At 67.5% G+C, this 20,570-nt stretch carries 24 protein-coding genes and 1 other RNA gene; 11 read left to right on the top strand and 14 right to left on the bottom strand.

Translation table 11 applies throughout. From position 1 onward, the window contains the following. Positions 1-288 precede the first annotated feature (288 nt). A complete protein-coding gene (gene mpl, locus AC5P76_RS00585) occupies positions 289-1,653 on the top strand; it encodes a UDP-N-acetylmuramate:L-alanyl-gamma-D-glutamyl-meso-diaminopimelate ligase (protein WP_065181702.1) in 1,365 nt (454 codons plus the stop codon). Then, the gene (locus tag AC5P76_RS00590; RefSeq protein WP_065175087.1) at positions 1,650-2,228 is read left to right on the top strand and encodes an LON peptidase substrate-binding domain-containing protein; all 579 of its coding nucleotides are present in this window, start codon (positions 1,650-1,652) and stop codon (positions 2,226-2,228) included. Before mpl ends, AC5P76_RS00590 begins: the two co-directional genes overlap by 4 nt. Before the next feature lie 44 nt (positions 2,229-2,272). Here the strand turns inward: AC5P76_RS00590 and AC5P76_RS00595 are convergent, their stop codons facing one another. Next, positions 2,273-4,270, bottom strand: a complete 1,998-nt coding sequence (locus AC5P76_RS00595) for a bifunctional DedA family/phosphatase PAP2 family protein (RefSeq protein ID WP_180875883.1) — start codon at positions 4,268-4,270, stop codon at positions 2,273-2,275. 85 nt (positions 4,271-4,355) lie between these two features. Between AC5P76_RS00595 and AC5P76_RS00600 the strand changes: the two genes are divergently transcribed. Next, a complete protein-coding gene (locus AC5P76_RS00600) occupies positions 4,356-5,018 on the top strand; it encodes a serine/threonine-protein kinase (RefSeq protein WP_111186793.1) in 663 nt (220 codons plus the stop codon). 14 nt (positions 5,019-5,032) lie between these two features. Continuing rightward, positions 5,033-5,521 carry a DUF2867 domain-containing protein gene (locus AC5P76_RS00605; RefSeq protein WP_429000952.1) on the top strand — a complete coding sequence of 163 codons (489 nt, stop codon included), beginning with the start codon at positions 5,033-5,035 and terminating at the stop codon, positions 5,519-5,521. 34 nt (positions 5,522-5,555) lie between these two features. On the opposite strand, the gene AC5P76_RS00610 is transcribed toward AC5P76_RS00605, so the two are convergent. After that, positions 5,556-6,239 carry a hypothetical protein gene (locus AC5P76_RS00610; protein WP_111186792.1) on the bottom strand — a complete coding sequence of 228 codons (684 nt, stop codon included), beginning with the start codon at positions 6,237-6,239 and terminating at the stop codon, positions 5,556-5,558. A 108-nt stretch (positions 6,240-6,347) separates the two neighbouring features. On the opposite strand from AC5P76_RS00610, the gene AC5P76_RS00615 reads away from it, so the two are divergent. Continuing rightward, positions 6,348-7,166 carry an SDR family oxidoreductase gene (locus tag AC5P76_RS00615; protein ID WP_053519841.1) on the top strand — a complete coding sequence of 273 codons (819 nt, stop codon included), beginning with the start codon at positions 6,348-6,350 and terminating at the stop codon, positions 7,164-7,166. A 76-nt stretch (positions 7,167-7,242) separates the two neighbouring features. Next, positions 7,243-8,223 (top strand): YiiG family protein, encoded by a 981-nt coding sequence (locus AC5P76_RS00620; RefSeq protein ID WP_253118312.1) that lies wholly within the window; start codon positions 7,243-7,245, stop codon positions 8,221-8,223. A 105-nt stretch (positions 8,224-8,328) separates the two neighbouring features. On the opposite strand, the gene AC5P76_RS00625 is transcribed toward AC5P76_RS00620, so the two are convergent. Next, positions 8,329-9,201: an ion transporter gene (locus tag AC5P76_RS00625; protein WP_053519846.1), complete on the bottom strand. Its 873-nt coding sequence runs from the start codon at positions 9,199-9,201 to the stop codon at positions 8,329-8,331. A gap of 63 nt (positions 9,202-9,264) precedes the next feature. On the opposite strand from AC5P76_RS00625, the gene AC5P76_RS00630 reads away from it, so the two are divergent. Further along, entirely contained in the window at positions 9,265-10,491 is a 1,227-nt protein-coding gene (locus AC5P76_RS00630) for an acetylornithine transaminase (RefSeq protein ID WP_180875887.1), read from the top strand. Between the two features lie 110 nt (positions 10,492-10,601). Here the strand turns inward: AC5P76_RS00630 and AC5P76_RS00635 are convergent, their stop codons facing one another. Continuing rightward, complete coding sequence (locus AC5P76_RS00635) at positions 10,602-11,204, bottom strand: HAD-IA family hydrolase (protein WP_197572400.1); 603 nt, start codon at positions 11,202-11,204, stop codon at positions 10,602-10,604. Between the two features lie 123 nt (positions 11,205-11,327). Between AC5P76_RS00635 and azu the strand changes: the two genes are divergently transcribed. Next, positions 11,328-11,777 carry an azurin gene (gene azu / locus AC5P76_RS00640; RefSeq protein ID WP_050509801.1) on the top strand — a complete coding sequence of 150 codons (450 nt, stop codon included), beginning with the start codon at positions 11,328-11,330 and terminating at the stop codon, positions 11,775-11,777. A 159-nt stretch (positions 11,778-11,936) separates the two neighbouring features. Here azu and hemL read toward each other — a convergent pair whose 3' ends face one another. Continuing rightward, positions 11,937-13,226 carry a glutamate-1-semialdehyde 2,1-aminomutase gene (gene hemL, locus AC5P76_RS00645; RefSeq protein ID WP_065175080.1) on the bottom strand — a complete coding sequence of 430 codons (1,290 nt, stop codon included), beginning with the start codon at positions 13,224-13,226 and terminating at the stop codon, positions 11,937-11,939. A gap of 15 nt (positions 13,227-13,241) precedes the next feature. Continuing rightward, positions 13,242-13,868, bottom strand: a complete 627-nt coding sequence (gene thiE / locus AC5P76_RS00650) for a thiamine phosphate synthase (protein ID WP_197600574.1) — start codon at positions 13,866-13,868, stop codon at positions 13,242-13,244. A gap of 34 nt (positions 13,869-13,902) precedes the next feature. Between thiE and AC5P76_RS00655 the strand changes: the two genes are divergently transcribed. Continuing rightward, the gene (locus AC5P76_RS00655; RefSeq protein ID WP_053519835.1) at positions 13,903-14,127 is read left to right on the top strand and encodes a rubredoxin; all 225 of its coding nucleotides are present in this window, start codon (positions 13,903-13,905) and stop codon (positions 14,125-14,127) included. A gap of 39 nt (positions 14,128-14,166) precedes the next feature. Here AC5P76_RS00655 and AC5P76_RS00660 read toward each other — a convergent pair whose 3' ends face one another. The 8 genes from AC5P76_RS00660 to AC5P76_RS00695 all read right to left on the bottom strand — a co-directional run bounded on the left by AC5P76_RS00660 (position 14,167) and on the right by AC5P76_RS00695 (position 18,237). Then, positions 14,167-15,012: a SirB1 family protein gene (locus tag AC5P76_RS00660; RefSeq protein ID WP_053519834.1), complete on the bottom strand. Its 846-nt coding sequence runs from the start codon at positions 15,010-15,012 to the stop codon at positions 14,167-14,169. A 133-nt stretch (positions 15,013-15,145) separates the two neighbouring features. Next, entirely contained in the window at positions 15,146-15,592 is a 447-nt protein-coding gene (locus AC5P76_RS00665; protein WP_053519833.1) for a DUF192 domain-containing protein, read from the bottom strand. A gap of 23 nt (positions 15,593-15,615) precedes the next feature. After that, the gene (gene rpiA, locus AC5P76_RS00670) at positions 15,616-16,263 is read right to left on the bottom strand and encodes a ribose-5-phosphate isomerase RpiA (protein ID WP_065175077.1); all 648 of its coding nucleotides are present in this window, start codon (positions 16,261-16,263) and stop codon (positions 15,616-15,618) included. Between the two features lie 22 nt (positions 16,264-16,285). Next, entirely contained in the window at positions 16,286-16,765 is a 480-nt protein-coding gene (locus AC5P76_RS00675) for an EVE domain-containing protein (RefSeq protein WP_111186787.1), read from the bottom strand. Further along, positions 16,762-17,355 carry a 5-formyltetrahydrofolate cyclo-ligase gene (locus AC5P76_RS00680; protein ID WP_111186786.1) on the bottom strand — a complete coding sequence of 198 codons (594 nt, stop codon included), beginning with the start codon at positions 17,353-17,355 and terminating at the stop codon, positions 16,762-16,764. Before AC5P76_RS00680 ends, AC5P76_RS00675 begins: the two co-directional genes overlap by 4 nt. 83 nt (positions 17,356-17,438) lie before the next feature. Further along, a non-coding RNA gene (ssrS, locus tag AC5P76_RS00685) (6S RNA) lies at positions 17,439-17,624 on the bottom strand. Between the two features lie 98 nt (positions 17,625-17,722). Further along, positions 17,723-18,019 carry a cell division protein ZapA gene (locus tag AC5P76_RS00690; protein WP_053519829.1) on the bottom strand — a complete coding sequence of 99 codons (297 nt, stop codon included), beginning with the start codon at positions 18,017-18,019 and terminating at the stop codon, positions 17,723-17,725. Then, positions 18,016-18,237, bottom strand: coding sequence for a TIGR02449 family protein (locus AC5P76_RS00695; protein WP_005410898.1), 222 nt, complete (start codon positions 18,235-18,237; stop codon positions 18,016-18,018). The genes AC5P76_RS00690 and AC5P76_RS00695 overlap by 4 nt, the downstream gene beginning before the upstream one ends. Before the next feature lie 153 nt (positions 18,238-18,390). Here AC5P76_RS00695 and AC5P76_RS00700 point away from each other — a divergent pair, with 153 nt between their 5' ends. After that, positions 18,391-18,939, top strand: coding sequence for a UPF0149 family protein (locus AC5P76_RS00700; RefSeq protein ID WP_053519828.1), 549 nt, complete (start codon positions 18,391-18,393; stop codon positions 18,937-18,939). Between the two features lie 5 nt (positions 18,940-18,944). Then, on the top strand, positions 18,945-20,267 hold the full coding sequence (locus tag AC5P76_RS00705; RefSeq protein WP_253118427.1) for an aminopeptidase P N-terminal domain-containing protein: 1,323 nt from the start codon (positions 18,945-18,947) through the stop codon (positions 20,265-20,267). Positions 20,268-20,570: the final 303 nt, after the last annotated feature.

Consider the following 20,570-nt stretch of genomic DNA (forward strand, 5'->3'; position numbering starts at 1 on the left):
AACACAGGCCTGGTCCTTGCGGACCAGGCCTGTGTCGTTTTCATAGGTGCCAGCGGAGGGCTTGCTCAGGGCCCCGCAGCATGAGCTCCCTTGGGGATGGCCTCTTGGGGAGTAGGACCGGTTCGGGTACTGCGGCTGGCAATCCGAATTGTGTCCGGGTTCACAGAACATCGCTATCGGGAATTCCCTGACAGGTGGCTGGAGTTTTCTCACATCGGGTGTAGGACTTGTCTGACCCCATTACGGACATTGGCCCTATACAGCCGTGATCGGTCACAATCCTCGCTCATGAGCAGCGTACATATCCTTGCAATCGCCGGCACCTTCATGGGTGGCGTGGCCGCCCTGGCGCGGGAACTGGGCCATACGGTCAGCGGCAGTGACCAGGCCATCTATCCGCCGATGTCGACCCAGCTGGAGCAGCTGGGCATCACCCTGGACCAGGGCTACCGGGTCGACAGCGTGCCGGCGGGCACCGACCAGGTGGTGATCGGCAACGCGCTCTCGCGTGGCAACCCGGCCGTGGAGGCGGTGCTCGACGCCGGCCAGCGCTACAGCTCCGGCGCGCAGTGGCTGTCCGAGCAGGTGCTGCCGGGCCGCGACACGCTGGCTGTGGCCGGCACCCACGGCAAGACCACCACCACGACCATCCTCACCTGGCTGCTGGAGAATGCCGGTCGCGCACCGGGTTTCCTGATCGGCGGCGTGGCCGAGGATTTCGGCGTTTCCGCCCGCCTCGGTCAGGGCCGTGAGTTCGTGGTGGAAGCCGATGAGTACGACACCGCCTTCTTCGACAAGCGCAGCAAGTTCGTCCACTACCGGCCGCTGGTCGCCATCCTCAACAATCTCGAATACGACCACGCCGACATCTTCCCGGACGTGGCCGCGATCCAGCGCCAGTTCCACCATCTGGTGCGCACCGTGCCGGCGCGCGGCCGTCTGATCGTCAACGGCGAGGACGTGCACCTGGCCGAAGTGCTGGCAATGGGCTGCTGGACGCCGGTCGAGCGTTTCGGATTCGATCCGGCGCTGGAATGGCATGCCGAACTGCTGGCCGCCGATGGCAGCGCCTTCCGCGTGCACCACCACGGGCAAGCGCTGGGCGATGTGCAATGGTCGCTGCTGGGGCGGCACAACGTGCTCAATGGCCTCGCTGCGCTGGCCGCTGCCCATGCGGTGGGCGTGGCACCGGCCGAGGTGATCCCGGCGCTGGCGCGCTTCCGCAGCGTCAAGCGGCGCATGGAAGTGATCGGCAGCCACGACGGCATCACCGTCTACGACGACTTCGCGCACCATCCCACCGCGATCGCCACCACCCTCGAGGGCCTGCGCGCCAAGGTGGGCGATGCACGCATCGTGGTGGCGATGGAACCGCGCAGCAATTCGATGCGGCTGGGCGCACATGCACACGCGCTTGCGCCCTCGCTGGCGCTGGCCGACGAGGTGGTGTTCCTGCATCGTCCCGAGCTGGCCTGGGACGCAGCGTCGGTGATCGCAGCGGTGCGCGGCCACGCGCACGCGGTACCCGATACCGACGCATTGCTGGCACAGCTGCAGGAGCGCGTGCACCGCGGTGACCACGTGGTGTTCATGTCCAATGGTGGCTTCGACGGCGCGCCGCGCCGTTTCCTCGCAGCATTGCAGGCGCGATGAGCACGGACGCGTCACTGCCCCTGTTCCCGCTGCACGCCACCCTGCTGCCTGGCGCGGCGATCGGCCTGCGCGTGTTCGAGCGCCGCTATCTGGACCTGATCCGCGACAGTGGCCGCAGTGCGGAGGGATTCGGCGTCTGCCTGATCCTTGATGGCCAGGAGGTCGGTGCGCCGGCAACGCCGGCCGCCTACGGTGTGCAGGTACGCATCGAGGACTTCGATGTCGGCGCCGACGGCGTGCTGCAGCTGCGCCTGCGCGGTACCCGCCGCTTCCATGTCGAGCGCACCCGGGTGCGCGACAACGGCCTGGTGGTGGCCGATGTGCGCTGGTGCGAAGAAGACCCGGATGACGAGCTGCGTCCACAGCATGCGCTGCTGGCCACCGTGCTGGGTCACATCATCGAGCAGGCCGGCGAAGCCTACGCTCCGGCCAACCCTGCGTTGCTGGACCAGGCAAGCTGGGTCGGCTGGCGCCTGGCCGAGCTGCTGCCGTTGAGCGAACAGCAGCGCCTGCAACTGCTGCAGATGGACGATCCGCATCAGCGCCTGCAGCAGCTGCTGGGCTGGATGCCGTAAAGAATCATCCCGCGCGGTAGCGCCGGGCCACGCCCGGCGGCTCCTCACGGTGCGATGGTCTTCAACCGCAGTACCGGCAACCCGGTTTCGCCGTGCACATCCTCGCGTTGCGGCAGTTCCTGCACGGCGTCCTTCACCGCGTTCAAGGCTGGATCCACGCCGCGCAGCGGATGCCACATGCCGATCCACTGGAAGTGGCGCTCGTAGCGCAGGGTCTGTGCGCTGCCCAGCCACAGTGGCGTGTCGCCCGGCTGCAGCTGCACGGCGGCCGGCCACAGGCGCAGCACGTAGCGCTCGTCCGGACGCGCCCCCTGGCGCACCATCAGCAATGCTTCCACGCGCGTGTCCAGCGTTGCCGGCAAGACCGGCAGCTGCTCCGCACCGGTGTCCTTGTCCAGCATCAGCAATGCTTCCTGCCAACCGGCCTGCTCCTGCAGCGTCCAGCCACGTGCCTCCAGCTGTGCCTGCAACGGGGCCAGGGGACCGGCGACCTGCACATCGAGCGGCCAGCGCTGGTCATCGTCGAACTCGTTGCGGCGCGCCGGCAGCGCGGACCAGTCGTGCTGCCACCACGCCTGCATATCCATCGCCTGCGCGGCGGGCAGGGACGGCTCGAAACGTTCCAGCTTCACCGCGATGTTGCGCGGCGCATACCACATCGCGGCAACGGCGAAGACGCCGTAGAAAAGCCAGGCGACCGGTTTGACCCAGAACGACCGGTTGAACCGGCGGCGGTAAGCAATGCCCAGCACCAGCAGCCAGAACGTGCCGAACAGCATGCCGCCGATCACATCGCTCAGCCAGTGTGCGCCCAGATACAGGCGCGAGAAGCCGATCAGGCTGACCACGATGCCCGATACGAGGTACGGCCAGACGCGGGTGCGGCCGGGCATCTCGCGCGCGATCAGGACCGCGAAGAAGCCGAAGGTGATGGTGGCCATGGTCACCGATACCGACGGGAAGCCGAAGCCGCTGCTGGCGTCGACCGGGCGGACCACATCCACGGTCGCGCCGAGCAGCAGCGTCAGGGCCAGGCCGAAGGCGAGCGCGGCCAGCCAGTGCGCCGCAGCCATCCAGCGCCGGCGCCAGATCAGGTAGCCCATCGCCGCGGCGGTGGCCGGCAGCAGTACCGGCCATGCGCCGAGCGAGGCCAGCGCCGCCATCGGGTAGTCGGCCAGCGGGTTGCGCAGCGCCAGCATGGCCTGGTGCACCAGCAGATCGACCGCAAGCGGTTCACCGTGCGCGACCACCAGGGTGAGCAGTGCGAACCAGCCCCAGCCGAGCAGCAGCAGCATCAGTGCCAGCATCGCCAACGGCACCGACTCGCGCCGCTTCGGGTCGAGCACGCCGACCGTGTAACGGCCCAGAGTCGGATGGCGGTTGGACCAGTCGAGCAGGCGCGACAGCCAATGATCCATGCGCGCTGCGGACCAGCGGTAGCCGTACAGCACGATCGCCCAGACCAGGCTGAGGATCACCGCGAGCAGGCCGACCACCACCACCAGGCGACCTGCCACGGCCGCGACCGCGTCATAGGCTTCGCCCAGGATCCAGCCTGGCGCCAGGAACAGCACGGCCCAGGAAATGCTGGCGATGCCGCTGGCCTGCATGTAGCGGCTGGCGGGCATGTTCATCATGCCGGCGATGGCGGGGACGAACGGCCGGATCGCGCCGACGTAGCGGGCCACAAGAATGCTCTTGAAGGCATTGCGGCGGAACAGGTTCTCGCCACGGTCCAGCAGTTGCGGGTAGCGGCTGAACGGCCACACGCCGCGCAGGCGATCGCCCCAGCGGCGGCCGATCCAGTAGCTGATGCCGTCGCCCGCGAACGCACCCAGCGCTGCCGCAGCGACCGCGTACGGCCCGGAGATCTGGCCAAGGCCGATGAACACGCCCACGGCGAACAGCAGGGGCAGCGCGGGCACGATGGCGCCGAGAATGATGACCGCGTCGCAGAACGCGATCAGAAAAATGACCGCGCCCGCCAGCACGGGATGAGCGGCAATCCACGCGAGGGTGGCGTCGATCCATGAAGAGTCCATTGCCCGATTATAAAGGCGTGAAGGTGACTGGTTCCCAGCCGCTTGCCGACCGTTTGCCACCGTCGGCATCGCCTAGAATGGCGCCATGCCGCATTCGCCAGACGTCCCACCACATGCATTGAAGGCCGACAGCTTCGGCCGCATCCTTCGTATGGAGGGCCCCGACGGGCCGTTCGTGCGCCGCGATCTGGGGGCGACGCCGCTGTGGCTGCGCCTGCCGGCGTGGTGGCTGGCGCGGCGCGAAGCACGCGCGCTGCGCCATATCCACGGCATGGCCGATGTCCCGCAGCTGATCGATTGGGATGGCCGCCACCTGGATCGCAGTTTCATGGCCGGCGATGCCATGTACCAGCGCCCGCCGCGCGGCGACCTCGCCTGGTTCCGCGCCGCGCGGCGCCTGCTGCAGCAGCTGCACCGGCGCGGCGTCGCCCACAACGACCTGGCCAAGGAGGCCAACTGGCTGGTCACCGACGATGGTCGTCCGGCGCTGATCGACTTCCAGCTGGCGGTGATCGGCAATCCGCGCTCGCGCTGGATGCGCCTGCTGGCCCGCGAGGATCTGCGCCATCTGCTCAAGCACAAACGCATGTACTGCCGCGAGTCATTGACGCCGGTGGAGAAGCGCGTGCTCAAGCGCACGTCGTGGGTACGCGAACTGTGGTTCGCCACCGGCAAGCCGGTCTACCGCTTCGTCACACGGCGCATCCTGCACTGGGAAGACAACGAAGGGCAGGGGCCGAAGCCGTGAGACGGTGGCACGTAGTGACCACGCTGCCGAGCGCGGCCAGCGTCCTGCATCCGCAGCTGGCGGGTGCGGATTTCGTGCATGCCTGCCGCGTCGACACCCATCGACAGGGGCGCAGTGCGCTGCAGGCCTATCGCGACATGGCAGCGACGGTCCCTGCGTGGTTTGACGGGCTGATGGCGCTGCGCAACCAGGGCATGCGCCTGCTCGGGATGAAGGATCTGGGTTCGCTGCGTGCGGTGCAGGCTGCGCAGCATCCGAGTCCCGGGCAGCGGCTCGGCATTTTCACCCTGCAGTCGCTGCACGATGATGCCATCGTGCTGGAGGATGACGACCGGCACCTGCACGTGCAGCTGGCGCTGCAGTGGCAGGGTGACACGCTGGAAGTGGCGACGGTGGTGCATACGCACAACGCGTTCGGGCGCCTGTACATGCTGCCGGTGGACCCGATGCACCGGCTGATCGTGCCGCATCTGCTGCGCAGGCAGGTACGCGCGTACGGGTAGGCCGGGCCCGGCGGCACCCGGCGCCACCGGAGCGCTAGGGCGTTGCCGGCACCAGCTGCTGGCCAATGAAGTTCCGCTTGGCATCGAAGTCATAGCCGATCTGCAGCTGCCCCACATCCGGGCAGGCATGGCAGTCGCGCAGCGGCGTGCGGTACAGCAGGCGGATGCCGCCGCCTTCCAGTGGTGCGGTGCCTGCGGCCTGCGCCGGTGCGAACGGCGTCGCCTGCGGGTTGGCCTTCAGCACTGCCTGCACAGTCGGGTCGGCGCGCAGCGCATCGTCCAGCTGCACCGCATCGACATCGATGCGCTTGCCGCCTGCATCCACCAGACGCGTGCCTTGGTTGGTGTTGGCGCGGAAGGGATATTCAACCGTGGCCACGCCCAGTCCGTCATGCTCATGCCACGCGCTGACATAGGCCAGTTCGCCGCCGGTGGAAAGCTGCTCGGCGGCCGTGATTGCATCCGAGCTGGCGCCGCCGCTGCGCATCGCATCGCGCAGGCAGTCGCGCGTCGCCGCATCGCCTCCCTGACGGCAGGCGTTGAGATCGCCGTCCCACACCACCGCCTCGCTCCAGCGCATCCGGCCATCGGTCGCTGCCTTCTCCGCGCTGGGGGTGTCCGTGGCGACAGGTTCCTTGCCGGGCTCGGGCGAGCTGCCCTGGCAGGCGGTCATCAGGGCGAGTGCGAGGGCAGGCAGCAGCAGACGGGAACGGCGCATGGCGTGGACCTCGTGCGTTGACTGGAGGCCCGAGTATCGTCAAGACCGGGTGAACTCCGCGTCGGCGCGGCATACTAGCCGCTCATTGCATACGCTGGAGTCTGGAACGTGGGCAGTCTGCAGGGCAAGACCCTTTTCATCACCGGTGCCTCGCGTGGCATCGGCCTGGCGATCGCGCTGCGTGCCGCGCGCGATGGTGCCAACGTGGCCATCGCGGCCAAGTCGTCGGTGCCGAACCCGAAGTTGCCGGGCACCATCCACAGCGCTGCCGATGCGGTGAATGCGGCCGGCGGCCAGGGCCTGGCGTTGAAATGCGACATCCGCGAGGAAGAGCAGGTGCAGGCGGCCGTCGCCGCTACGGTCGATACCTTCGGTGGCATCGACATCCTGGTCAACAATGCCAGCGCGATCTGGTTGCGCGGCACGCTGGAGACACCGATGAAGCGCTTCGACCTGATGCAGCAGGTCAATGCGCGTGGCAGTTTCCTGTGCGCACAGGCCTGCCTGCCGTACCTGCGGCAGGCCCCGAATCCACACATCCTCACCCTGGCGCCGCCGCCGAGCCTGGAACCGAAGTGGTGGGGTGCGCATACCGGCTACACGCTGGCGAAGATGGGCATGAGCTTCGTCACCCTCGGCCTTGCTGCCGAGTTCGGGCCGCAGGGCGTGGCGGTCAATGCGCTGTGGCCGCGCACGGTGATCGCCACCGACGCCATCAACATGATCCCCGGCGTTGACGCGGCGGGATGCCGCACGCCGCAGATCATGGCCGATGCCGCGCATGCAGTGCTGGTACGCGAAGCCGCGGGTTTCCACGGCCAGTTCCTGATCGATGACGAGGTGCTGGCACAGGCCGGCATCACCGACCTGTCCGGCTATGCGGTGGATCCGTCGCGGCCGCTGCTGCCGGATCTGTTCCTCGACTGATCCGATGCGAGTGTCATGATCGGCCAACTGCGATAGAATTCGCGGCTGTAATCGTTTTCAACAAGGATGTGCGTAGATGCTCCGTCGTACCACTGCAGCGCTGCTCGCTGCGTCGTTGTCGCTTGCCCTGGTCGCCTGTGGTGGCAAGCCGCCCGCCTCGTCCGGCACGTCCGACAAGGCCGATGCCGCGCCTACGCAGGATGCCCAGCAGCAGCTGACCGCCAAGCTCAACGCCTATATCGGCTGCTTCAACGCGGTCGATTCCGAGGTGCATGGCAGCGCCCGCGCCTACACGGGCTGGATCAAGGATCTGGAGGCCGGTCCGAGCGGACGCGAGACCCGTGTGTACGGACCAAGCGAGATCGACGACTACGACATGAAGCAGTGCGACGCACCGATCACCGAGGCGATCGCGGCCCAGCCCGCGCTGCCGGAACTCGATGCGGCGGCTGGCCGCTACCTGCAGGCGCTGAAGGCACTGGTGCCGGTCAGCCATGAGGCACACGACTACTACGAGCGCCAGGATTACGAGGACGACCAGTTCGCCAAGGGCAAGCAGCTGCACGCGCCGCTGATGGCTGCGTTCAAGGCCTTCGCCGGCGCCAGCGAAACGTTCAACGTTGAACTGGAACGCCAGAACGATGCTGCCCAGCGCGAGCACCTCAAGGCGCTGGAACAGGCCGAGGGCCGCACCCGCGAGTACTACCGGCTGGCGATGATGCTGGAAGCGAAAGCGATCATGGACATGATGGGCGACGACGATTTCGATCCGGCGCAGGCCGATGAACGGCTGCAGGCCTTCAATCGCATTTCCGACGAAGCACATGCCAAGGTGGCCGATCAGGAGCCGGGCAAGCTGGACTGGAACAGCTTCGAGCGCGAAGCCGAGAACTTCCGTCGCGAGGGCAAGGAGCGCCTGCAGCGGGTCAGCAGCAAGACCCCGTACAACGACTTCGAGCGGCGCATGCTGGATTCGCCGTCGATGGCCCCGCGGGGTTCGGCCGGGCGACTGCTGCATGTCTACAACGCGCTGGTGTTCCAGAGCAACCGGCAGTAGATCCGGGTGACAGTCCAGTGTGCCGACGCACTGGTCAGTGCCAGCAATCCGATGCGCTGAGGCGGGAGCGGCGGCAGGCTGCTCACCGCCCCGCGCAGGTACGGGTCAGCGGTTGAAGGCTTCCGGCAGCGCGTTGCCGCAGGCCCGGCAGTGGCGTGCATCCGGTTCGTGGCCTTCCAGCCCGCAGTGCGGGCAACCCCGGGCATCGCGGCGTGCCGCCAGCTCGGCCTCGCGCATGGTGCTGGCCAGTTCAGCGGTGTAGATGCCGGTGGGCACGGCAATGATGCTGTAGCCGATCAGGATCAGCACGGACGTGACGAAGCGGCCGAGCACGGTCTGCGGCACGATGTCGCCGAAGCCGACCGTGGCCATGGTCACCACCGCCCAGTACATGCTGGCAGGAATGTTGCTGAAGCCGTTCTCCGGTCCTTCGATCACGTACATCAGCGCGCCGGCGATGATGGTGATGGTGATCACCGTGAACAGGAACACCAGGATCTTCCGCCGGCTGCGCCACAGCGACTGCATCAGCACGCCGCTTTCCTCGATGTAGCGGGTCAGCTTGAGGATGCGGAACACGCGCAGGATGCGCAGTGCGCGCACCACCAGCAGGCTCTGCGCGCCGGGGATGAACATGGACAGGTACGCGGGCAGGATCGACAGCAGGTCGATGATGCCCCACACGCTCACGGCATAGCGCAGCGGGCGCTTGACCACCGCCAGCCGCAGCAGGTACTCGGCGGTGAAGATGAGGGTGAAGCCCCACTCGAGCACGTACAGGCTGGTGGACCACTCGGCGTGCAGGTGCTGCACGCTGTCGATCATCACCACCAGGATGCTGGCGATGATGGTCACCACCAGCAGCAGGTCGAAATTGCGCGAGGGCCGGGTATCGTGCCGGTAGATGATGTCGAACCACTGGCGGCGCCAGCCGGTTTCGGTGGCGGGGTTCAGCTGGGGGGCGGAGAACGGTCGCATGGGCGCATTGTGCCGCAGGGGTTCCGGCGCGAGAATGGGCATTCCTGAATCCTGCCGACTGCCATGACCGCCGCGACCGACCCGCTGATCTCCCTTTCGCACTACTACCTGCCGGTCTACAAGCCTCGCCAGGTGGTGCTGGAGCGTGGCCAGGGCGCCCGCGTGTGGGACAGCCAGGGCCGTGAGTTCATCGATCTGGCGGCCGGTATCGCCGTGTGCGGCCTGGGCCACAACGACCCGGATCTGGTGGCGGCACTGGTCGAGCAGGCCGGCAAGCTCTGGCACACCAGCAATGTGTTCTACAGCGCACCGCCGCTGCACCTGGCGGAAGAGCTGGTGAAGGCCAGCCGCTTCGCCGAGCGCGTGTTCCTGTGCAATTCCGGCGCCGAAGCCAATGAAGTGGCGATCAAGATGGTGCGCAAGTGGGCCTCCAGCCAGGGGCGGCCGGCTGACAAGCGGGTGATCATCACGTTCCGCGGCAGCTTCCACGGCCGCACCATGGGCGCGGTGACCGCCACCGCCCAGCCGAAGTACCAGGAAGGCTATGAGCCGCTGCCCGGTGGCTTCCGCTACATCGACTTCAACGACGAAGTGCAGCTGGAAACGGCGATGGCCGCGGGCGACGTGGCGGCGGTGATGCTGGAGCCGGTGCAGGGCGAGGGTGGCGTGATGCCGGCCAAGTCCGGTTTCCTCAAGCGCGTGCGCGAGCTGTGCGACCAGCACGGCGCGCTGCTGGTGCTGGATGAGATCCAGGCGGGCATGGGCCGTACCGGCACGCTGTTCGCGCACTGGCAGGATGACGTGGTGCCGGACATGGTCACCCTGGCCAAGGCGCTGGGAGGCGGCTTCCCGATCGGCGCGATGCTGGCCGGCCCGAAGGTCGCCGAGACCATGCAGTTCGGTGCGCACGGCACCACCTTCGGTGGCAATCCGCTGGCTGCTGCCGTCGCCCGCGTAGCGCTGCGCAAACTGTCCTCGCCTGAGATCGCCGCCAATGTCAGCCGCCAGTCGAAGGCGCTGCGCGATGGTTTCGCCCGCATCAGCGAGGAATTCGGCGTGTTCAGTGGCGTACGCGGTCGCGGCCTGATGCTGGGCGCGGTCCTGGCCAAGGACTTCGCCGGGCAGGCCGGTGCCATCCTCGATCACGCGGCCGAACACGGCCTGCTGACCCTGCAGGCCGGTCCGGACGTGCTGCGTTTCGTGCCGTCGTTGAACATCACCGACGAAGAAGTGGCCGAAGGCCTGAAGCGCCTGCGTGCCGCTGTTGCAGCGTTCATCGCCGCACGCTGAAGCCTTGGCGCTGACCCCGTCGCCGCGGAATCGCTGTAGAGCCGAGCCCATGCTCGGCTCATCTCCACGTCAGGCAACAGCAGCCGAGCATGGGCTCGGCTCTACAGCGGTCACGTGATCCGGTAGCGTTTCAACACCTTGCCCAGCCCACGGCCATCGTGCACCGTTTCCGCGTGCAGCCCAGCGGCGCGTGCGCCGCGCACGTTGGCGAACAGGTCATCGACGAACAACGTGTGCGCAGGCGCTGCATCAAGCATCTCCAGCGTGCGCAGGAACACCTCCGGCGCCGGTTTGCGCAGGCCGAAATCGGCGCTGCAGAACACGCGACCCAGCAGGGCAGGGAACAGCTCCGGCAGCAGGGAAGGCAACGCCTGCTTCATCAGCGCGCCATTGTTGGTCAGCACCGCCATCGGCAGCTGCAGGGCCTGCAGCCGTTGCAGGACTGCGCGCTGCGGATGGCTCGCGGCTTGCCGCGCTGCGGTCCAGGTGTCCACGTCGATGGTCCTGTGCAGAAGCTCTCCCAATCGCGCCAGATAGGCAGGGCCGCCCAGCGAGCCATTGTCATGCGCGGCTTCCAGCCCGCTGTCGTACAACGCGGTCTGCACGGCCTGCGTCGGAACCCCCAGCGCCTTCGCCAGATGCAGCACGCGTTGCGCGCGCTGGTAATGCACCAGCACGCCGTCTACATCCAGCAGCAACAGGTCGATCCGCATCGGCCGAGCATGCCATTGCGGCAAGTGTGCGGGAAACCCTGGAGCGGGCATGCGACAGACGGTCGCAGACGCGGCCACAGGGGGCTGCCTAGAATGGCGCTTGAATCCGCAGGAGAGGCAACGATGAAGGCTTGGATGGTGGCAGTGGGACTGGGCGCGCTGATGCTGGCGCCGTCGGCGATGGCGCGGGTGTGTGCGGTGAGCATCGACAGCACCGACCAGATGAGCTTCAGCAGCCGCGAGATCAAGGTCGCCGCCGACTGCACCGCCGTGGATCTGACCCTGCGCCACACCGGCAAGTTGGCCGCCACTGCCATGGGCCACAACTGGGTGCTGACCCGCAGTGCCGATTACCAGCCGGTGGCGATGGCGGGCATGCGCATGACCCTGGCCGACAGCTACCTGCCGAAGGCCGACAAGCGCGTGTTGGCGCACACCAAGGTGATCGGCGGCGGCGAGACCACGCGCGTGCGCTTCTCTACCCAGGGCCTGCAGAAGGGCGGTGACTACACCTTCTTCTGCTCGTTCCCCGGCCACTTCGCGATGATGAAGGGCACGTTCGTCTTTGGTTGACGCCGTTTGCAGCGTCGCACCATGCTTGACTGCTCTTTTCCGCGCTGCGTACGATGAGCCGGGCATGGCTCGGCTCTACACGTTGCAGTAGATCCACGCCAGGCGTGGATACGGTGCAAGGCAGTGCCAACCAAGGTTGGCACCTGCCATGGGCAGGGCTCAGCCCTTGGCGGCCTTGAACGCCACGCGTGCAGCGGCCAGCGTCGCTTCGATCACCGCATCGTCGTGCGCACTGGACAGGAAGCCGGCCTCGTACGCCGACGGCGCCAGGAACACGCCCTGGTCCAGCATGGCGTGGAAGAAGCGGTTGAACGCCGGAATGTCACAGGCGGTGGCCTGCGCATAGGTCTCCACCTTCTCGCTGGTGAAGAACAGCCCGAACATCGCGCCGACCCGGGTCGTGGTCACGGCCACTCCGGCGTCTGCGGCCGCAGCTTCCAGGCCCTCGCACAGGCGTGCGGTGCGCTCGGCCAGGTCGGCGTGGAAGCCGGGCTGCTGGACCAGTTCCAGCATTGCCAGGCCGGCCGCCATCGCCACTGGATTGCCGCTGAGCGTGCCGGCCTGGTAGATCGGGCCGGCGGGGGCGATCTGCTGCATCAGGTCGCGGCGACCGCCATAGGCGCCCACCGGCATGCCGCCGCCGATGATCTTGCCGAAGGTGGTCAGGTCCGGCGTGATCCCGTAATGCGCCTGCGCGCCGCCGAGCGCCACGCGGAAGCCGGTCATCACTTCATCGAAGATCAGCAGTGCGCCGTGTTGCGTGCACAGCTCGCGCAGGTGCTGCAGGTAGCCGTCGCGTGGCGGGATGCAGTTGGCGTTGCCCACTACCGGTTCGATGATCAGGCCGGCGATCTCGCTGCCCTGTGCTTCGAACAGTGCGGTGGCGGCCTCGAAGTCGTTGTAGGGCAGGGTCAGGGTGAGTTCGCTCAGGCCTGCCGGAACGCCCGGTGAGGTGGGCACACCGAGGGTCAGCATGCCGCTGCCGGCCTTCACCAGGAACGAGTCGCCATGGCCGTGGTAACACCCTTCGAACTTGACGATGCGGTTGCGACCGGTGGCACCGCGCGCCAGGCGGATCGCCGACAGGGTCGCTTCGGTGCCGGAGTTGACCATCCGCACCATCTCGCAGGACGGCACCAGGCGGGTGATGGTCTCGGCCATGGTCACTTCGGCGGCGCACGGCGCACCGAACGAGAGGCCCTGTTCGACGGCCTTCTTCACCGCCTGGCGTACGGCCGGATGATTGTGGCCGACGATCATCGGACCCCAGGAACCGACATAGTCGATGTAGCGGTTGCCGTCCACGTCGTACAGGTAGGCGCCATCGGCGCGCTCGACGAAGAAGGGCTCGCCGCCGACCGACTTGAACGCGCGGACCGGCGAATTGACGCCGCCCGGCAGCAAGTGCTGGGCACGGGAGAACAGGGCGTGGGACTGGTCGTGGTTCATCGGGTTTCCTGGGTGTTACCGGAACTGGGCGAGGTAGGCGCGCTGGGTGGCGACCGGGTCCGGTGCGGCGTAGATGCCGCTGACCACGGCCACCAGGTCGGCGCCGGCCTCGATGAGGGGACCGACATTGTCCGGCGTCAGGCCGCCGATCGCCACCCGCGGTACGCCCAGTGCGCCGCTCTGCCGCAGCAGATCGATGTGGGCACGGCTGGTGGTGATCTTGGTGGTGGTCGGAAAGAAGGCGCCGAAGGCCACATAGCTGGCGCCAGCGGCTGCGGCGGCCTCGGCGTTGGCCAGCTGGTCGTAGCAGGAGGCGCCGATGATGGCGTCGGCACCGAGCAGGGCGCGCGCGCTGGCGATGTCGCCGTCGGTACCGCCCAGATGCACGCCGGCTGCGCCCACGGCCCGGGCCAGTACCGGGTCATCATTGACGATCAGCGGCACGCCGTGCTCTGCGCACAGCGCCTGCAGTGCGGTGGCCTGTTCCAGCCGCAGCGCGTCGCTGGCGGTCTTGTTGCGGTACTGCAGCCAGGTGGCGCCGGCGGCCAGCAAGGGCGCGGTGCGGGCCAGCAGGCGTGCGGTGTCGGGCTCATCCGGGGTGATGAGGTAGACGCCACGGGGCGCCGGGGAAGCAGAGGTCATCGATGGCTACCGGTGAGTGGACCGCGATGGGACAATGGCGGCCCGTGAATTCAACCCCGATTATCCGATGAGCGACGCCACCCCCACCACCCTGCGTACCTGGATGTGCGTGGTCTGCGGCTTCCTTTACCACGAGGCCGACGGCCTGCCGGAAGAGGGCATTGCGCCGGGCACGCGCTGGGAAGACATTCCGGACACCTGGACCTGCCCGGACTGCGGCGTTACCAAGGCCGATTTCGAGATGGTCGAGGTCGATTGACGGACGTGGGGCGGGCCGCAGGTCCGCGCACCGACCGCCTCAATGCAGCCGTGGCATCGGCCCGCCCAGATCGATCAGCTTCTCGCGCAGCCACTGCGCGTCGCTGGCCTCGGGATTGCGCTTGAGGTACTGCCCCAGATCGTGCCGGGCTCCCGTCAGGTACTCCAGCTGCAGGTAGGCCAGGCCCCGGTCGCGCAGGGCGTCGTCCTGCTCCGGCGCCAGCTTCAGCAGGCGGTCGGCACTGCGCGCGGCACGGTCCCATTCACCGGCCTCGGCATACACGCCGTGCAGGTTGCGCAGCATCCGCATCAGGATCGCGCGGGACGGTGCCGGATCGAGAATCTGCGCCAGCACCTGGTCGTCGGGCATCTGCCCGCCCAGATGTGACTTTGCGCGCTCCCGCAGTTCGTCCACATCCAGCGGCCGACCGCCGTTGAACGGGTCCATCACCAGGACACCGTCATCCACCGGCAGGCGCACCAGGAAGTGGCCGGGGAAGGACACGCCGTCCAGCGGAATGCCCAGCCGCCGCGCGACCTCCATCTGTACCAGCGCCAGCGAGATCGGATTGCCGAGCCTGCGCTCGAATACCTGGTTGAGATAACTGTTGCGCGGATCGTAATACTCGTCGTGGTCCCCGCTGTAGCCCAGTTCGTCGAACAGGTGGCGATTGATCGCGGCCATTTTCAGCGGACTGCGCTCGATGCTGTCCACTTCGGCGCGAAGGTGGTCGACATGGCTCTGGATCAGCGCGTCGTAGGTGGACGGCTGCAGATCCGGATATTCATCGCGCGCGATCAGCAGCGCGGTCGGCAACAACGGCAGCGCCTCGTCTTCGAGGTCGGCCAGTGCATCCCAGTCGGGGAGTGTGATCCGGTCCGGCATGGTCACAGACTGGCGGCAATCGCAGACGGATTCAAGCGGTGTGGCGTGAAAAATCCAGGGGTCAGATCCCGTCCGCGTGCGAAAGGGATCCGACCCCGACCGGGGTGCCGGCCGGCCGCCGGGCCGCGTGGGCCTACTTCTCGATGCCCGGGCCGAAGGTCAGTTCGGTACCGTCTTTCAGCTTGAGCTTCTCGGCCTGGCCGGCGTTGAGTTCCAGCACGTACCGGGCCGGGCCGCCGCTGGGATAGGGCGGGCACATGTCGCCGGCCGAGCAGGGCGGCACGTCGCGCTGCTGGCTCACCAGCCGGCGCTGGCTGTCGAAGTACAGGATGTCCAGCGCGATCTTGGTGTTCTTCATCCAGTACGCCTGCATTTCCTCGCGGTCATGGATGAACAGCATGCCGTGGTCAACGGGCATCTGGTCGCGGAACATCAGCCCGCGTGCGCGGGTCTCATCATTGGTTGCCAGCTCCACGTGGTAGCGGGCGCCGTCCAGTTCGACCCAGTGACGGGCCGCATCGGTGGCACAGCCGGCCAGGGCCAGCAAGGGAAGCATCAGCAGCGAACGCAGCAGCGACATCGTCAGGATCCTTCGCGTGAGGGTCAGAGCACGACCGGCGGTTCGCCGCCGATGATCACCACGTCGGCACGGCGACGGGCAAACAGGCCGACGCAGACCACGCCCGGCAGCTGGTTGAGTTCGCGTTCGAGCTTTTCCGGATCGGTGATCTGCAGGTTGTGGATGTCCAGGATCTGGTTGCCGTTGTCGGTGACCACGCCCTCGCGCCAGGTCGGCTGGCCCCCGGTCATGTCGCGGATCTGCCGGGCCACCAGGCTGCGTGCCATCGGAATCACTTCCACCGGCAGCGGGAACCTGCCCAGCACCGGGACCTGCTTGCTCGGGTCGACGATGCAGACGAAGCGCTCGCTGGCCTCGGCAATGATCTTCTCGCGGGTCAGTGCAGCGCCACCGCCCTTGATCAGGCACTTGCCGGGATCGCACTCGTCGGCGCCGTCGACGTACAGCGACAGGTTGCCGGTGTGGTTCAGCTCGATCACCTCGATCCCGTGCTGCTTCAGGCGCGCGGTGCTCTGTTCCGAGCTGGAGACCGCACCCTTGATGCGATGCTGGATGCGCGCCAGCGCATCGATGAAATAGGCGACGGTGGAACCGGTGCCGACACCGACGATCATGCCGTCTTCGACGTACTCGATGGCTTTCTCGGCGGCCAGGCGCTTGGCTTCGGACATGGGAGCAACTCTCAGCAGGGAATCAGGATTTCTTTTCCAGCGACAGCAGCAGCTTCCACTGCGCGGCGGTCACCGGGAACACCGACAGGCGGTTGCCCTTGGCAACCAGCGGGAAGCCCTCGCCCAGCGCTTCAGCGTGCAGCTTGATCTCGTCCAGCGCGATCACCTGCCTGAGCTTGCGGTCGAAGGCCACGTCCACAAGCATCCAGCGCGGGTTCTCGCGCGTGCTTTTCGGGTCGTGGTAGTCGGATCGGGGGTCGAACTGGGTATCGTCCGGGTAGGCCGGGCTGGCGACCGTGGCCAGGCCGACGATGCCGGGGACCTTGGTATTGGAGTGGTAGAACAGGATGCCGTCGCCGACCTGCATGCCATCGCGCATGAAGTTGCGCGCCTGGTAGTTGCGTACCCCGTTCCACGGCTCGACCTTGACCCGGGCCAGGTCATCGATGGAGAAGGCGTCCGGCTCGGACTTCATCAGCCAATAGCGCTTGCGGGCGGTCATGCGTTCACGGGGGCAGCGGAGGGGAACAGGGTGCCGGCTTCGGTGCAGATCGCATCCACCGGCACGTCCCACGACGCCACCGGCAAGGACTCGACCTGCTGCACCGCGAAGGCAGCACCGACCAGCCAGGGCGGCGCCGGCCGGTCGTGGCGGAAGGCGAAGCTGCGATCATACCAGCCGCCCCCCATGCCCAGCCGCCGGCACTGTGTGTCGAAACCCACCAGCGGGGTCACTACCAGCGCCATCTGCGCCGGTTCCAGCGTGTCTTCCACGGCCACGTCCGGTTCCGGAATGCCGTAGCGGTTGCCGGTCAGGGGCTGACCGGGCCGCCAGGGCGCGAAGCGCAGCGTGTCGCCGGCCAGCACCGGCAGGCAGTAGGAGAGTCCATCGGGCAGCTGCAGCTGCCAGCGATGCAGCGCGATCTCACCGTCCAGCGCCCAATAGCCGGCAACGTGGCCGTGAAGCGGCGCAAACGGCAACGCCAGCAGCCCATCGGCAAGGGCATCGGCGGCGGCGATGCGCTCGCTGGCGGAAAGGTCGCGGCGGCGTTGCCGCAGGTCGTGGCGCAGGGCCTGGCGCGGGTCGGTCATGGCAGCGTGCGGCAAGGAACAGCCGTCATTGTGCCGGAAAGAACAAGGGCGACGCCCGAAGACGCCGCCCTTGCTGGAATATTGCATTCTCCGCAATGTCGATGCATGCGAAACGACCTTGAACCCGGGGGCTCAAGTGGGAACGCTGGAGAACCATCGGGCTTCCCGCTACAAGGCGGACCTGCACTCCCGGCGCTGTCGCGCTCCCGGTGTCGTTCTTAAGGGACAAGGCGAATGTTTGCACATGCCGTCGAGTACCGCAGAGAACGCAGGGCCATTATAGCGGCCGGTCCTGATCTGGATAGGCCGTTCGTCGGCAACAGTCCGTGCCAATTCAGAAATGAGAAGACGCGTGTCGCGCGATCTGTCAGGGATTGCCGTCGATGGCGCGGTCCAGCCGCCGGTTCAGGTCGGCCAGCGTCTGCTGCAGGGCCACGGCCTGGCGGGCGTTCTCGTCACGCAACAGCTGCAGTTCATGGGCCAGATTCAGTGCCGCCAGGACCGCGATGCGGTCGACCGCCGCCATGCGGTTGCTGCCACGGATCTCGCGCATCCGTGCGTCGAGCAGGCGCGCGGCCGCCATCAGGCTGTCGCGTTCATCGGCACCCACGCCGACGGTGTACTCGCGGTCGAGGATGCGGACGCTGACCGGTTCGGCGCTCATGTGTGCTGCTCCAGGGATTTGAGCCGGCTGATCATCGCTTCCACCCGCGAGCGCGCCTGTTCGTTCTTGGCCAGCAGCGTCGAGCGCTCGGCCACCAGCTGTTCCTGCTGGTGGCGCAGGCTGCGGTTCTCTTCGGCCAGGCGCTGGTTGCGTTCAAGCAACGCTTCCACGCGGGCGGCGAAGTCCTGCAGCTGGGCAAGGGGATCGGCGGGTTCCATGCAGGCACGATAGGCAAGCCGGGTCTGGGCGGTCAAGCGCTGTCGCAGCACGCCCGGATGGCCACGGGGAGGTCGCTATCGGGTTGCTACACTACAGGGCTCACGGGCGCGCGCGTGCGCGCTCGGGGTTTCCTTCTCCGAACGAGCCGCACGATGACCGAACTTCCCTCCGTCGACGACGTTTCCCGCGCCAGCCAGGACCTGGGCCTGGGCGCCACCGCTGCCGAGCTGCATGGCGGCCTGTGCGGCTGGCTGGCCGCCGGTGGAGCTCCCGGCAACGACTGGCCGGCGCGTGTGCTGGCCGACGACAGCCTGCCGCCGGTGGCGGCCGACAGCGCCCTCGGGCAGTTGTTGCAGGCCACCATCAAGCAGCTGGAGGACCGCGATTTCGCGTTCGAGCTGCTGCTGAGCGACAGCGAGGACGTGGCTGCGCAGGCCGACGCCATGTTCAGCTGGACCCGCGCCTTCCTGGGTGGATTCGGACTGGGCAGTGGCGGCCGTCGTCCGGCCCTGTCCGAAGAGGGCGAAGAGGCGCTGACCGACATGGCCAGCCTGGCGCGTGCTTCCAGCGAGGATTTCGAGGCGGGTGGCGAGGACGACGATGAGGCGCTGTCGGAGATCGAGGAATTCATCCGCGTGGCGGTGCTGCTGCTGCACGGCGATGTGGTGCTGGCCGCGCGCCACCGGCAGCGCCTGAACTGATGGACATCAAGCAGCGCACCGGCATCGCGGCCGGCGAGTACAAGCGTCGTCGCCGGCAGCTGATGGACATGGCCGGCGAAGACGCCATCCTGGTGCTGCCCGCCGCGTCCGAGAAGGTGCGCAGCCTGGATACCCATTACCCGTACCGGCAGGATTCGGACTTCCAGTACCTGAGCGGCTTTCCGGAGCCGGAAGCCGTGCTGGTGCTGATTCCCGGGCGTCGTCACGGCGAGGCGATCCTGTTCTGCCGCGAACGCGATGCCGAGCGCGAGGCCTGGGACGGCAGCCGCGCCGGCCAGGAAGGCGCCGTGGCGCAGTTCGGCATGGACGATGCCTATCCGATCGACGATCTGGACGACATCCTTCCGGGCCTGCTGGAGGGACGCTCGCGCGTCTACTACCACTTCGGCCGTGACGCGGACTTCGACCTGAAGCTGATCGGCTGGGTCAACCGTGTCCGCTCCCAGGTGCGCCACGGTGCGCAGCCGCCGCACGAGTTCCTGGAGCTGGGCCACCTGCTGCATGAGCAGCGCCTGTTCAAGTCCGGCGCGGAGGTGGCGCTGATGCAGCACGCCGCGCAGATCAGCGTGCGTGCGCACCTGGCAGCGATGAAGGCGGCGAAGGCGGGCATCCATGAGTACGAGCTGCAGGCCGAACTGGAGCGCGTGTTCCGCGCCAGCGATGCGGTGCCGGCGTACTGCAGCATCGTCGGCGCCGGCCGCAACGGGTGCATCCTGCACTATCGCGACAACAACGGGCGTGCCCGCGACGGCGAGCTGGTGCTGATCGATGCGGGTGCCGAGTACCGTGGCTACGCCAGCGACATCACCCGCACCTTCCCGGTGAACGGGCGCTTCAGCGCCGAGCAGCGCGCGCTGCATGATCTGGTCGGCCAGGCCCAGGCGGCTGCGCTGGCCCAGGCCCGGCCCGGCATACCCTACGAAGCCGGCCACCTGGCGGCGGTGCAGACGCTGACCGAAGGCCTGCTGCGGCTCGGCCTGCTGAAGGGCACGCTGGAGAAGAATCTTTCCGAAGGCCTGTACCAGCGCTTCTACCGGCACAAGACCGGCCACTGGATCGGGCTGGATGTGCACGACGTGGGCGACTACCGCCTGGCCGGGGACTCGCGGCTGCTGGAGCCCGGTATGGCGTTCACCATCGAGCCGGGCCTGTACATCGGCGTGGACGATACGACGGTGGAGCCGCGCTGGCGTGGCATCGGCATCCGCACCGAGGACGATGTGCTGATCACCGACGATGGCCATCGCGTGCTGACCGAAGGGCTGGCGCGGAGTGCGGACGAGATCGAAGTGGTGATGGCGGCTTGAGGGTTGCCGGCAGGGCTTGCAGCCCTGCACCTGCTCAATGCAACGGCCAAGGCCAAAGCCAAAGCGGGCATTCCGAGGGATGGCGGGGCACTGTGGATTTGCGGGGACGCCGTGAACCCGTCCATGGGGGCTTGGTCGCGGCATCCATGCCGCTCACACCCCGCAAACCCACAGTGCCCCGCCTTCGACAGGTTCACGCGGCTGTTGGTGGGGGCCGACCGTTGGTCGGCACATCTGTCAGATATCGAATGAATCATCCACGCATGGCGTGGATCTACTGGTAATTGCGGCTGCTGGTAGGTG

Source organism: Stenotrophomonas sp. YJH_SMC_36, from assembly GCF_059369935.1.

Bases quoted from the DNA above. Each gene is read 5' to 3' on its own strand.
- mpl (WP_065181702.1), top strand. From the start codon at position 289: ATGAGCAGCGTACATATCCTTGCAATCGCCGGCACCTTCATGGGTGGC.
- AC5P76_RS00590 (WP_065175087.1), top strand. From the start codon at position 1,650: ATGAGCACGGACGCGTCACTGCCCCTGTTCCCGCTGCACGCCACCCTG.
- AC5P76_RS00595 (WP_180875883.1), bottom strand. From the start codon at position 4,270: ATGGACTCTTCATGGATCGACGCCACCCTCGCGTGGATTGCCGCTCAT.
- AC5P76_RS00600 (WP_111186793.1), top strand. From the start codon at position 4,356: ATGCCGCATTCGCCAGACGTCCCACCACATGCATTGAAGGCCGACAGC.
- AC5P76_RS00610 (WP_111186792.1), bottom strand. From the start codon at position 6,239: ATGCGCCGTTCCCGTCTGCTGCTGCCTGCCCTCGCACTCGCCCTGATG.
- AC5P76_RS00620 (WP_253118312.1), top strand. From the start codon at position 7,243: ATGCTCCGTCGTACCACTGCAGCGCTGCTCGCTGCGTCGTTGTCGCTT.
- AC5P76_RS00625 (WP_053519846.1), bottom strand. From the start codon at position 9,201: ATGCGACCGTTCTCCGCCCCCCAGCTGAACCCCGCCACCGAAACCGGC.
- AC5P76_RS00630 (WP_180875887.1), top strand. From the start codon at position 9,265: ATGACCGCCGCGACCGACCCGCTGATCTCCCTTTCGCACTACTACCTG.
- AC5P76_RS00635 (WP_197572400.1), bottom strand. From the start codon at position 11,204: ATGCGGATCGACCTGTTGCTGCTGGATGTAGACGGCGTGCTGGTGCAT.
- azu (WP_050509801.1), top strand. From the start codon at position 11,328: ATGAAGGCTTGGATGGTGGCAGTGGGACTGGGCGCGCTGATGCTGGCG.
- hemL (WP_065175080.1), bottom strand. From the start codon at position 13,226: ATGAACCACGACCAGTCCCACGCCCTGTTCTCCCGTGCCCAGCACTTG.
- thiE (WP_197600574.1), bottom strand. From the start codon at position 13,868: ATGACCTCTGCTTCCCCGGCGCCCCGTGGCGTCTACCTCATCACCCCG.
- AC5P76_RS00655 (WP_053519835.1), top strand. From the start codon at position 13,903: ATGGCGGCCCGTGAATTCAACCCCGATTATCCGATGAGCGACGCCACC.
- AC5P76_RS00660 (WP_053519834.1), bottom strand. From the start codon at position 15,012: ATGCCGGACCGGATCACACTCCCCGACTGGGATGCACTGGCCGACCTC.
- AC5P76_RS00665 (WP_053519833.1), bottom strand. From the start codon at position 15,592: ATGTCGCTGCTGCGTTCGCTGCTGATGCTTCCCTTGCTGGCCCTGGCC.
- rpiA (WP_065175077.1), bottom strand. From the start codon at position 16,263: ATGTCCGAAGCCAAGCGCCTGGCCGCCGAGAAAGCCATCGAGTACGTC.
- AC5P76_RS00675 (WP_111186787.1), bottom strand. From the start codon at position 16,765: ATGACCGCCCGCAAGCGCTATTGGCTGATGAAGTCCGAGCCGGACGCC.
- AC5P76_RS00680 (WP_111186786.1), bottom strand. From the start codon at position 17,355: ATGACCGACCCGCGCCAGGCCCTGCGCCACGACCTGCGGCAACGCCGC.
- AC5P76_RS00690 (WP_053519829.1), bottom strand. From the start codon at position 18,019: ATGAGCGCCGAACCGGTCAGCGTCCGCATCCTCGACCGCGAGTACACC.
- AC5P76_RS00695 (WP_005410898.1), bottom strand. From the start codon at position 18,237: ATGGAACCCGCCGATCCCCTTGCCCAGCTGCAGGACTTCGCCGCCCGC.
- AC5P76_RS00700 (WP_053519828.1), top strand. From the start codon at position 18,391: ATGACCGAACTTCCCTCCGTCGACGACGTTTCCCGCGCCAGCCAGGAC.